The sequence below is a fragment of the Paenibacillus alvei DSM 29 genome, from assembly GCF_000293805.1.
Lineage (GTDB): Bacteria > Bacillota > Bacilli > Paenibacillales > Paenibacillaceae > Paenibacillus_B > Paenibacillus_B alvei.
The window spans coordinates 1,314,987-1,326,881 of record NZ_AMBZ01000001.1 but is presented as its reverse complement, the minus strand read 5'-3'; the positions used below and the strand labels follow the sequence as shown (position 1 = coordinate 1,326,881).

Genomic DNA, 11,895 nt, shown 5'->3' with positions numbered 1-11,895 from the left:
TTTATGCCCCGGGGAGGTTGCAGTGAAACTGGAAGTTTTGCGCTTCCGTGGAGAGCTTGGCATTACGAGTGCTGCTTATAGCAGCGAAGGCGGGGTTGCAGAGCAGCGGGCAGCAAGGGGGAGTGATTGCAAACCGGGGCGTTATAGCTAATATGACTTTATGTCAACAACGGGTTAGAATCGGTTCCCCTTACGTGAACTGCTCTGCTTCTGTTGAGTCCGTGTAGGCGGTCGTGGATGAAATACCGCCCGAAATCGTTTGTGCCACCTCGTCGAAGTAGCCTGTGCCCACCTCGCGCTGATGCTTCACCGCTTCATAGCCGACCTGCTCTAGGGCGAATTCAGCTTGCTGCAGGTCGGAGTATGCGGCCATGCCGCGCTCCTTGTAGCCTTGCGCCAGCTCAAACATGCTGTAATTGAGCGCGTGGAAACCGGCTAGTGTCACGAACTGGAACTTGTATCCCATACGTCCAAGCTCGCGTTGGAAGCCCGCGATTGCCTTGTCGTCCAATTTCTTCTTCCAATTGAAAGAAGGAGAGCAATTATAAGCAAGCAACTTGCCTGGATATTTTGCATGGATCGCCTCGGCAAATTGCCGTGCTTCATCGATGTTCGGCTCGGACGTCTCGCACCAAACGAGATCTGCATAAGGAGCATAAGCGAGACCGCGCGCAATCGCTTGTTCAATACCGGCACGCGTATAATAGAAGCCCTCTGGAGAACGTTGCCCCGTCAGGAATGGCCGATCGTACGGATCGACATCGCTTGTCAGCAGTTGAGCCGCATTAGCGTCAGTACGCGCGATAATCAAGGTGTCTGTGCCCATAACGTCGGCAGCCAAGCGAGCTGCGATTAAATGGCGAATGGCTTGCTGCGTAGGCAGGAGTACCTTGCCGCCGAGATGTCCGCACTTTTTCTCCGAAGATAGTTGATCTTCGAAGTGTACGCCTGCTGCTCCTGCTTCAATCATCGCCTTCATGAGCTCGAATACATTGAGCGACCCTCCGAATCCTGCTTCGGCATCTGCCACGATAGGGGCAAAAAAGTAAGTTTCGTTTTTTCCTTCTGCATGTTGGATTTGATCGGCCCGCTGCAGTGCTTGATTAATCCGCTTTACGACTTGCGGCACACTGTTAGCCGGATATAAGCTCTGATCGGGATACATATGGCCCGATAGGTTGGCGTCCGCGGCTACCTGCCATCCGCTTAAGTAAATGGCCTGCAAGCCGGCTTTTACCTGCTGCACGGCTTGATTCCCCGTCAATGCCCCAAGCGCGGGCACGAACTCTTCGGTATGCAGCAGATGCCAGAGACGTTCGGCTCCCATCTGGGCTAACGTATGCTCCACCTGAACAGAACCGCGAAGCCGGAGCACTTCATCGGCAGAATAGGTACGTGTTACGCCTTTCCAGCGTTCTTCTTTCCATTTCGTCTCCAATTGTTGAATCGTATGTTTATCCGTCATGGCAACCATCTCCTCATATTCAATGATTTCATCCCAGCAATTCATAGCCCATCACCGTCAAAAACTCGCTGCAAGTTTCTTCGCTAATCAAATCCACGAACATCTGCTTCGCTTCTGTAAACCTGCGGTTCGCGAATTCATCTTGGCCGATCCGTTCTTCAATCTTTGACATTTCTTCTTCCGTCAGCTTTAAGACTAGTTCCAGCGTGATGTCGTTGCCATTCGTAAGCTGGCCTTCTGGATGGCGAATCCATTGCCATACCTGAGTGCGCGATATCTCGGCCGTTGCCGCATCCTCCATAAGATTGAATATCGGTACGGCGCCAAATCCCCGCAGCCATGCTTCGATATATTGCAAACCGACACTGATATTCGTCCGCAATCCCTGTTCGGTAATTGTTCCATCTGGTAAAGCGAGCAGGTCGTTTGCCGTGACATGGACATCTTCCCGTTTGTTATGGATCTGGTTCGGCTCTTTCATCTGTTCATTGAATACTTCCATTGCGATCGGAACGAGTCCAGGATGGGCAACCCAAGTTCCGTCATGGCCGTCATTTGCTTCGCGCAGCTTATCCGCGCGCACTTGCTCCATTGCCTTCGCGTTAGCCTCGGCATCATTCCGGATCGGGATTTGGGCTGCCATGCCGCCCATGGCATGCGCGCCGCGCTTGTGGCAGGTACGAATGACGTACTGCGTATATGCCCGCATGAACGGTACGGTCATCGTGACCTGCGATCGATCGGGGAGCAGCGCATGTCGATGGCGGTTCAGCCTCTTAATGAAGCTGAAAATATAGTCCCAGCGTCCGCAGTTCAAGCCGGCGCTATGCTCCCGCAGCTCGTATAAAATTTCATCTGCCTCAAATGTGGCCAGAATCGTCTCGATGAGCACAGTTGCTTTAATCGTTCCTTGAGGGATGCCCAGCTCCTGCTGGGCGAACACGAATACGTCGTTCCATAATTTTGCTTCTTGGTGGGACTCCAGCTTGGGAAGATAGAAATAAGGTCCGGAATGATTCTCGATGAGGGCACGAGCATTGTGGTAGAAATAGAGTCCGAAGTCGACAAGGCTGCCTGAGGCAATTTCTTCACCTATGCGAATGTGTTTCTCCTCTAAATGCCAGCCGCGAGGGCGAATTAACAGGTAAGCTGTTTGTTCGTTCAGGCGGTAGGCTTTGCCCTCTGGGCTCGTAAAGGTGATTGTACGGCGGATGGCATCACGCATATTGATTTGGCCGCGGATCGAATTGTCCCATGTTGGGGAATTGGCGTCTTCGAAGTCGGCCATGAATCCCTTGGCGCCGGAATTGAGCGCATTGATGACCATTTTGACATCCCCGGAAGGTCCGGTTATTTCCACCCGCCGGTCTTGGAGATCGGAAGGCACGGGAGCGACGCTCCACTCGCTGTCCCGAATGTGCTTCGTTTCCGGCAGGAAGTCGGGGAGCTCGCCGGCATCCAGTCGGCGCTGTCGCTCAGCGCGGTCAGATAGCAGATTTAATCTGCGGGCATTGAACCGTTCATGGAGCTTTCCGAGGAACTCGAGTGCCCCAGGCGTCAAAATCTCAGCGTACGGTTCAGGCATGTGTCCGAGAACAATAATTTCCTTGCAATTATTAACGGGCATCTTGGACATGACCAATTACCTCCCTCTGCTGAAAGCCGGACTCAAATAGGCGGCTTGCAAAATATTCGCGATCGAGTCTTGTTCATTGAATTCGTAATCCAGGCTGCCGCTTCCATTACAGCGCAAGCACGGCGTGATACCATGCCCCTTGCATGAGCCACATTGGTGGCCGCTCTCTTGTTTTCCGTGTCCTTCGCATTCCAAACATTCCATTTCTCCATTGCCATGGCAGTAGTAGCAGTCCATTCCTAACGCCTCCTGAGTCATAAAATTTATCTGTTATAATACAGATTTATCATTCGTTGATCTGTATTATAACAGAGCTTCCGAAAATGAAAAGCCCCTTTTTTAAGAAAATTTTCCAGAAGTATAGGTCAATCCCAATAGGGGTAAGGATTTTTGCTGCAAAAAAATTTTTTGATTTCACATTCTTGAGTCATGTTCGTCAGTAATGTTATGGGGAAAGCGTAGAAGTTCTGGAACCGGATTGGTTCCGATTTTTGGGGGAAGTGACTGCTAGGTTGCCTTCTCGTCCAAAAACTTTATTCTCAAAAAAAAGTCGCAGAGTATCGGCGGTTTTGCCGATGCTCTGCGACTTTTTGGTTTATTTTCATCTACTTGCCTTGCTCGTCGGCTGAGGGGCCATAAAAGCCTGGAAGCGGAATATCGAGTAGCCGCAAATAAACTCCGAGCTGTGCTCGGTGATGGATCATGTGGCTTATTCCGAAGGTGCGAAGCGCGATCGCCCGCGGCTGGCTCAAAATGATATGCTCGCCGTTTCGTAAAGTCCATTCCTCGCCAAGTGCGTTCTCGTCACATTCAGATAACAGCTTTTCAAGCTTGATGACGTTCGCATCGAACTCCTTCAGTACGTCTTCACTTTTTTCCAAAGCTTCTCGCCGATTCGGTACGGTTGAAAGATCGAATTCCGGGTAAAGAAAAATTGCGATTTGCCAATTCAGCAGGTTAATCAGGTGCGTGGCTAGCCCGCCTAACGACATTGATTTCACATGCGGCTTCCACGTCAAATGTTCCTCGGGTAAACGCTCTAGGATGCGGCGCGTTGTGGCTAGTTCGTGCAAGGCATCTCCGACGATTAATTGTTTTATCATGGATTTTTCCTCACCCCTCCTATGGCTAGAATACTATAAAACCAGTCGAGTGGAAAAGATTTCTTATGAGCTGATTTTCATACATTTGCACCATCAAACCTCGTTGGATATGATTATCTAGCAGGGTGTTTTTGTCTATTAGAACAATAATCCCTAACGTTAAAAGGACGCAACCTAACTGAAGGAATAGGAATGGGTGTACAGCGACAATAATGTTATGTGAAAATAAGTATTCATTTTAGGAGAGAACAACATGGATGTTTTTGCAGACTTTTTAGAGAAAATTGAGCACCCGCAGCATCGGGATCGAACAGAAGAGGTTTTGGCTTGGATCATTCAGAAATTTCCAAATTTAGTGCCTAAAATCGCGTGGAATCAGCCTATGTTTACCGATCATGGCACATTTATTATTGGCTTTAGCGTATCCAAAAATCATTTGGCTGTTGGCCCCGAAAGAGCAGGGATCGTTCATTTTTCTGATGAAATTGAGCAGGCTGGCTACGAACAGACGAAGCAGTTGTTTCGTATTCCGTGGAGCAGTCCGGTTCATTTCTCATTACTTGAGAAAATGATTGAGTTTAATATGTTGGATAAGGCAAACTGCTCAACCTTTTGGCGAAAGTAAAGCATTTTCTTACTGCTTAGAAGTTAAGTTGTGTTTGTAAGCAACATGCTATGTTACTCGCGTAAGACACGAGAGAAAAAAATGATATTCAAGAGAATGCTCTTATATCGTAAGTGGATATGAGGGACAACCTTGGAGGTGTTTTTGGTTGGCAACTAGAGGTTCTAAAAAAGGTACAAGGAGTCGGAAAGGAGGTGTACCTTATAGGTTACTTTTTAGTCCCTATGTCACTACAAAGTACGTACTTCTCTTTTTGGTCTACATGATCAATAATAAATCATGTCAGTAACCATTCTTACAGACTAACGAATTTTCAATTCGAGGCAGAACAAATCTTAGGAGGGTTTATTCAAATGAGAAATATACTGCAAGGTAAACTAGGTTTTGGTACTGCGCCGCTAGGTAATATGTACCGCAATATCCCAGAAGAGGAAGCATTAGCGACTGTAGATGCTGCATGGGAAAGTGGCATTCGTTACTTTGACACTGCCCCCCTTTATGGATCTGGCTTGGCGGAGATGCGTCTTGGTGAAGCTCTGTCAAAACGAAATCGTGATGATTACGTGTTAAGTACAAAAGTAGGTCGAATCATTTCGGATGAATTGGAAGACCCATCAGCTCGTGATTTAGGAGAAAAAGGCGGGCTTTTCGAATTCGGCCGTAAAAATAAAATCATTAATGACTATAGCGCGGATGCAACCCTTCGCTCGATCGAGGATAGTTTGAAACGTTTACAAACAGATCGTATAGATTTTGTATATATTCATGATGTGGCGCAAGACTTTTATGGTGATGAGTGGATCTCCCAATTTGAAACTGCCCAAACAGGGGCATTCCGTGCGCTAACACGTTTGCGTGAAGAAGGAGTCATTAAAGGTTGGGGACTCGGAGTAAACCGAGTAGAACCAGTTGAACTCTTGCTGGACTTGGAAGAAGTTAAACCAGATGTAACTTTGCTGGCTGGTCGTTACACATTATTAGACCATAAGCGTGCGCTGCAACGGTTAATGCCTGCGGCTGCAAAACACAATATGGACATTGTCGTTGGTGGTCCATATAGCTCTGGTGTTCTTGCTGGAGGAACACACTTTGAGTATCAAAAAGCATCACCTGAAATTATGGCTAAAGTTGAGAAAATCAAGAGCATTGCAGAACGTCACAACATCGGCATCAAAGCGGCTGCTTTGCAATTTTCACTGGCGAATCCGGCGGTTGCCGCTGTCATTCCTGGTGCTAGCCGCCCTGAGCGAATTGCAGAAGACAAAGCTGCCTTGAACACAGTGATTCCGGCAGCGTTCTGGGAAGAAATGCGCGAACAAAACCTTGTGGCACCTGATGCACCACTGCCAATCATTACGAAATAAAAACGAAATCATATACGAAGTAAAAAGGAGAGAAATCATTTAACTATATCCGAACCCATCTTTCCCCGCCCATTTTATCGACTGTACCCGCATTGTAATGAAGCACAATTAGGCAAGCCACGAACAACGATAACGAAAGGAGATGTGATATACTCAGGGGAACAATTTAGACAGTTTATAACTATATTGGAGGAGCAATCGATATGCTGTCGGAAAAAGTGATCAATTATTGCAAAAGCAAAAACTGGTGGTTTGAAGACATTACAGAGGAGTATGAACATGAATTAGTAAAGTTAGGCATTGATTTGGGTTCAGATTTTGCTGCGTTTTATTTGCATGCAGAGGATGGGCCGACTTTCTATAGTAGACGACGTGAAATCTATCAGATTTGTTGGTTTATGATCAATTCTTCGGATTATATGTTAGGTATGGAGAGAACTCATGACGTTTTAAACCTGCCTGAAGAATATATTCCGTTGGACAGCTTTGAAGGGGAGTTCGGCTTTTTTTATAATAAGAACACAGACGAAGTGTTGGGCTTAGGATTGGGCCGGCAGATGGAGGATTTTTTTGCTGGTAAATTGAATTCGCAATGGAAAAGCTTTAACTCCTTCCTAGAGTGGTATTTTGAACTGACAGATTCGAGTGTGACTCTATAGAAAAAGGCCGTCAGTATCGCTGCACTGAAGCTAACCTGATGATGGAATGCTCCAGAGGAGGCATGACGGCCTTTTATTTATATGAAACAAACGTTAAATCAAGGCCATGAACGCTCGCCTTTTATTACTTGTGCGCCCATTTCCAGATCACTTGTGTTCTTGAAGTTCGGGTAAGCCTTCTTCATCGCTGCAATCAGTTCAGCAGAATTTTTAGACTGTTTAGCCGCTTCTTCAAATTTTGCAATATAGTCACGAGTGAAGGTGACACTGGATGTATTCTCAGAGCTCTTGCCAAGGTAATGACCCGGGATAACCCGTTCTGGCTTCAGGTCAAGAATCTGATTCAGAATCTCCCGCCAGTGAACACGGCTCTCTGGGGTCTGGTTGTCTGCCATCCAGACATGCAGGTTTTCATAGATAGGTACGCCGCCCAAAATGGTTTTTTTAGACGGAACCCAAAGGACGGTATGAGACGGATCAGAACCATTGAGACCGACTACCTGTACGGTTTCACCATCGACTGTCAGCTTATCACCGTCTAGGACATCAGGCACAATCAGTTCTGTCGGAGCGTTTTCTTTCAGGATTGGACCCCAGAAATCATTCTTTAGCTTGATTGTCGCCTTAATCCCTTCCACAGTGGCGGGGGTAGCAACTATTTTTACATCAGGAAAGGCTTTGCGGATCGCTGACAAGCCGAAGTAGAAATCCGGATCTTGATGGCTGATATACACCGTAGACAACTTCTTACCCGTGTCACGGATCATTTTGACCAGTTTTTCGGCGTTGCTTTTTTCAAATTGAGCATCAACGAGCAATACCTCGTTCGGTCCTTCGATTAGGCTTGAGCTGACAGGGAAAAGACCATTTTCTCCAGGGTTGAACGGCGTGATTTTCAGTTCAGTCGTCGGTGCAGGCTTCTTAGCCTCTTCACTTGCATTGTTCGCCGTATTCGCCCTGCCGGCACATGCGCTTAGCAATAGCGTGAAACTAAGCAACAAAATAACTCCTATAGATGATTTCTTACTAAACATCACAAATCTCCCTCTTTCTTATGCTGATAATAATTGTTGAAACAGAAACGTTTCGTGACTTCCTAAAGTAGGTAAAGTATGCCCGTCACAGCTCATATGCATGCGGTTTTATCTTGTGTTTGCGTATTTAGCAACCGGCATATCAAGCGGGTCGTAGGCGACATTCTCCTTTCGAAGTATTTCGATATCTTTCGTTGTAACTATTATAGTTACAACAATTCCAAAAAAAGAGGTTCGCTTTTCATATTGAAAAATGAATCTGAACCGCAATGGAATTGTTATTGCTTATGTGCTTTAGAAGCACCCTCTTGATGTAACCATTATAGTTACAACAACTAAGGAGTGTCAAGACTGATTTTAAAAATACTATAAAATCCCAATTGTTATTCAACAGTACGTGGTTGGGAGAGGACTTTGAATTTCTTTATGATACTGATTTGAAATCGAAATGTACGGTTGCAGGTTGTGGCGATTTTCCCCTTTAGATAAGATTGTCTGAGACAGTTTTTATGTTAAAAAACGAATATCTACTGTGGGAACGTGTATTCAGGTTTGTAGCACAGAAAAGGGGAGTATCATGTACACCATTGGGCAAGTAGCAAAATATTTAGGGGTATCTCGAGATACGTTGAAGTTTTATGAAGAGAAGGAATTAGTAAAGCCGGAGCAAAATAGGGAGAATGGGTATAGAACATATAATCATTTTGATATCTATGATATTGCAACCGTTAATTTTTATAGAGAAATCGATTTTGAAATTAAAAAAATCCAGGAATTAAGAAAAGGGAAGAGTATAGAGGGGATACAGTCCTTATTAGAAGAGAAAGAGCGGGATGTATGGGAGGAAATCGAATATAAAAAGCTGTTGTTAAAAAAGCTCCAGCTTGTTAAGGAAGACTGCGGGAAAATTAAACAGTTCTTAGGGAAATACATACTCAAAGAAATGAAGCCTTTAGAAATAACGGGCGAAATCGAACATTTCACTGCGTACGAAGAATATGAAGCTTTAAAACAGAATACAGAAAACGTAAAAAAAGCAGTGACACTAACCTCTTTAAGAAGAGTTATACGATTCAATGAAGAAGGTATGATTGAAGATAAGTTTATCATTGTTAGAAGAGTAGAGGAACATAAGCGTGATATAGAAGGGGAAATCCTAGTTCATCCTAAATGTTTGTATACCGTTATTGAAAATGGAAGATGGGCAACGGGGGAAGAAAGCATTGATCATCAGGTAGAAGCTAGTTTGCGAAAAGCAGCAATGGAAAAGGAGTATGAGCTTTTGGGACTCGTTTACATCAATCTATTGCTTACTACTTATGAGGATGGACTCGAACGTGTGTTTTTGGAAATTTATGCACCTATAAAGTAAGACAGACGGGTATTGACCTGTGAGTTACCCCCAGGTTTAAGCTGAAGGTGTTCGTAAATGGAACGTGTTGCTATTTACGAAATACTTAGTTGAAGCGGGGATTATGCATGAGTAGAGAAAAGAAACTCAAAAAACCGGTAGCAAGTTTTATTTTCTTAACCAATATCATTTTCTGGCCATTTTTTTGCCTTGTCGGAGCAGTAAGCATGCTAGGGTTTCCTGCATGGGTCATTGACGTCCTGTTTTGTATCTCGGCTTGGTCATCGACCTTTGCTTTTGTTGTGCTATTTCGCAAAATCTATCCTGGTCAGCGTTTTATGCGATTTGTAAAAGATACATTCAAGAATAAGCTTAATTGGATCGTAATTCTTATTGCCGGTATGATTCAAGTCCTCTTATTTTTGCTGACTTTGTTTCTCGTATCTTATCACCGCGAAGCAGGCTCAATGTTTACAATCTCTTCGTATGGGATGCTGATCTACGTTTTCGTAAAAAATCTTTTTGCAGGGCCATTGGGAGAAGAGTTAGGCTGGAGGGCTTTCGCACAGATTGAGCTCCAAAAGAGGCACTCACCATTAAAGGCTTCGATTATCATCGGGTTTTGGTGGGGGATGTGGCATCTGCCTGTATGGTTTACTATAGGATACGCGGGCATGGATTTAATCAAATATATCGCATTCTTTATGATTGCACTCATCGCTACGAAGATTGTGATGACCGCATTTTATAACGTAAATCAGAATTTAACGATTCCAATCCTGATCCACCAATTGTTTAATTTCTTTATCGGCTTAATAAATGAAAGCTTAATGGAGTTAATTATGTATAGCGCAATTCTTTATTCGATAGTGGCTGTTATACTCGTCGTGATAAATCCCAAAAACGTATTGTATGGAAAGAGAGATGTTAAAGATTCCTTACACATAGGGGATACTGGTCTAATAGCACCAAAAATGCCGCCGGATCATCTGGAAAGATGACCCGATGGCATTTTTTATTTTGTCCGTTTAGGCGTGCTGCAGTTCTTTGTCTACGATCTGAGGAAGCGCGGCAATGCCGGCTGTATTCAAAAAGTTCCAAGGCTTGTTAAAGTGAGGCTGGAAGAAGAAGTCGACAAAAGCCAGTTCGTCGATTGTCATCCCGTTTTGAATGCATACCGACATTGTGTTCATCGCTTGGGTCAGATCGACTTTGGACATGATTTGTGCCCCCAGCAGACGGCGGCTTTCCTTTTCATATACAACCTTCAAGGTTAGCGTCTCTGCCGTAGGCATAAATTCCGGACGGTAGGCGTCTGTTATCATAACCGCTTCGGCCTCGATCTTCTCGTCGGCGCATGCGATTTCGGTAAGTCCGGTCGAGGCGAGATTGAAATCATATATTTTAAGGCCTGACGTCCCTTGCGTGCCTAAATATTTTGTTGTTGGCTGTATCAGATTGCGTGCTACCAGCATCCCCATCCGTACTGCATTTGTAGCCAACGGAATATAAGCGGCCTTGCCGGTTGGATTGTAATGTACAGCACAACTGTCGCCGGCAGCGAATACATCCTGCTTGCTAGTCTGCATATATGGGTCGACGATGATCGCTCCATTTGGCAGCATATCCACTTGGCCTTTCAGCAGTTGGGTATTCGGGCGGAATCCGATACAGAGAATGACCATATCCGTTTCAATTTTGCCCTTATCAGTAATGACAAGGTTTATTAGGCCGTCCTTGCCTTCAAAACCTTCTACAGTCTGTCCAAGCTCCAAATTTATGCCTTTGTCGCGGAATGCTTCTTCGATCTTGCAACTGAATTCAGCGTCCAAATAACGGTTCAAAATCCGGTCAGCGCTGTCAATCAGCGTTACCTGCTTGCCACTTTGCTGGAATGCCTCTACAAGCTCTACTCCGATATATCCAGCACCAACTACTGTAATATGATTTGCTTGTTTTGCTTTTTCAATAATGGAATTGGCATGTTCATAGTTTTTGCACAGTAGAATGTTGTCAAGCTCCATGCCAGGGAGCTGTGGAATGACCGGCCAAGATCCCGTCGTGACAATCAGCTTATCAAAACAATCCGTGAATTCTTCTCCGGTCAGCAGATTGCGCACTTGCATCGTTTTCGCATCCGTATCAACAGAAAGAACCTCATGACGCATGCGGGCAATGACCCCCAAATCGGCCAGTTGCTGTGGAGAGGAGTAAAAGAGCCCTTCCGGCTGCTTCACGACCCCGCCTACGTACAAAGCGATCCCGCAAGATAAAAACGATATGTTATCGTTGCGTTCATAAACGGTAATATGGGCATCGGGATAAAGTTTGGCAGCGTTGACTATCGCTGCTGTTCCGGCATGGGTACATCCAATTACTGCAATTTTCATCGTAATTCCTCCCTGAGCTGTAACATCTAGTGAAAAACCAAATGGTTGAATATCAATGTGACATATTTCACAATTACAGTGTACTGTGATTTATTTCACAAATCAATAGCCAAATTGTTCTTTTTTTCACAAAATGCATTGTATGCCGGTCGAGGCATAACTGAGATCCCCCTTGGAGACGAGAGGGGATTATGATCAAATATAGAATTAAACCCGAAGATTTGCCTTCGCCACTATTTAAACAACTGGAGGAACCAAATACTTAAGA

At 45.1% G+C, this 11,895-nt stretch carries 12 protein-coding genes; 6 read left to right on the top strand and 6 right to left on the bottom strand.

The window, feature by feature from the left end:
* Positions 1–22 precede the first annotated feature (22 nt).
* Positions 23–151 (top strand): hypothetical protein, encoded by a 129-nt coding sequence (locus PAV_RS36820; protein ID WP_262866445.1) that lies wholly within the window; start codon positions 23–25, stop codon positions 149–151.
* Between the two features lie 39 nt (positions 152–190).
* Here PAV_RS36820 and aceA read toward each other — a convergent pair whose 3' ends face one another.
* The 4 genes from aceA to PAV_RS06090 form a co-directional block, all read right to left on the bottom strand.
* Complete coding sequence (gene aceA / locus PAV_RS06105; protein ID WP_005544370.1) at positions 191–1,465, bottom strand: isocitrate lyase; 1,275 nt, start codon at positions 1,463–1,465, stop codon at positions 191–193.
* A 28-nt stretch (positions 1,466–1,493) separates the two neighbouring features.
* A complete protein-coding gene (gene aceB / locus PAV_RS06100; protein WP_005544368.1) occupies positions 1,494–3,101 on the bottom strand; it encodes a malate synthase A in 1,608 nt (535 codons plus the stop codon).
* 6 nt (positions 3,102–3,107) lie between these two features.
* Positions 3,108–3,338 (bottom strand): hypothetical protein, encoded by a 231-nt coding sequence (locus PAV_RS06095; RefSeq protein ID WP_005544367.1) that lies wholly within the window; start codon positions 3,336–3,338, stop codon positions 3,108–3,110.
* A gap of 368 nt (positions 3,339–3,706) precedes the next feature.
* Positions 3,707–4,204 carry a DinB family protein gene (locus PAV_RS06090; RefSeq protein ID WP_005544366.1) on the bottom strand — a complete coding sequence of 166 codons (498 nt, stop codon included), beginning with the start codon at positions 4,202–4,204 and terminating at the stop codon, positions 3,707–3,709.
* 253 nt (positions 4,205–4,457) lie between these two features.
* Between PAV_RS06090 and PAV_RS06085 the strand changes: the two genes are divergently transcribed.
* The 3 genes from PAV_RS06085 (at position 4,458) to PAV_RS06075 (ending at position 6,852) form a co-directional block, all read left to right on the top strand.
* Complete coding sequence (locus PAV_RS06085; RefSeq protein ID WP_005544365.1) at positions 4,458–4,829, top strand: iron chaperone; 372 nt, start codon at positions 4,458–4,460, stop codon at positions 4,827–4,829.
* A gap of 353 nt (positions 4,830–5,182) precedes the next feature.
* Positions 5,183–6,193, top strand: a complete 1,011-nt coding sequence (locus PAV_RS06080) for an aldo/keto reductase (protein WP_005544364.1) — start codon at positions 5,183–5,185, stop codon at positions 6,191–6,193.
* A 203-nt stretch (positions 6,194–6,396) separates the two neighbouring features.
* Complete coding sequence (locus PAV_RS06075; RefSeq protein ID WP_005544363.1) at positions 6,397–6,852, top strand: hypothetical protein; 456 nt, start codon at positions 6,397–6,399, stop codon at positions 6,850–6,852.
* A gap of 98 nt (positions 6,853–6,950) precedes the next feature.
* Here the strand turns inward: PAV_RS06075 and PAV_RS06070 are convergent, their stop codons facing one another.
* Positions 6,951–7,886, bottom strand: coding sequence for an MBL fold metallo-hydrolase (locus PAV_RS06070; protein WP_005544362.1), 936 nt, complete (start codon positions 7,884–7,886; stop codon positions 6,951–6,953).
* A gap of 577 nt (positions 7,887–8,463) precedes the next feature.
* Between PAV_RS06070 and PAV_RS06065 the strand changes: the two genes are divergently transcribed.
* Together PAV_RS06065 and PAV_RS06060 are read left to right on the top strand one after the other, a co-directional pair.
* Complete coding sequence (locus PAV_RS06065; protein WP_005544361.1) at positions 8,464–9,258, top strand: MerR family transcriptional regulator; 795 nt, start codon at positions 8,464–8,466, stop codon at positions 9,256–9,258.
* Between the two features lie 107 nt (positions 9,259–9,365).
* Positions 9,366–10,238, top strand: coding sequence for a CPBP family intramembrane glutamic endopeptidase (locus PAV_RS06060; protein ID WP_005544360.1), 873 nt, complete (start codon positions 9,366–9,368; stop codon positions 10,236–10,238).
* 27 nt (positions 10,239–10,265) lie between these two features.
* Here PAV_RS06060 and PAV_RS06055 read toward each other — a convergent pair whose 3' ends face one another.
* Positions 10,266–11,627 carry an FAD-dependent oxidoreductase gene (locus PAV_RS06055; RefSeq protein ID WP_005544359.1) on the bottom strand — a complete coding sequence of 454 codons (1,362 nt, stop codon included), beginning with the start codon at positions 11,625–11,627 and terminating at the stop codon, positions 10,266–10,268.
* Positions 11,628–11,895 lie beyond the last annotated feature (268 nt).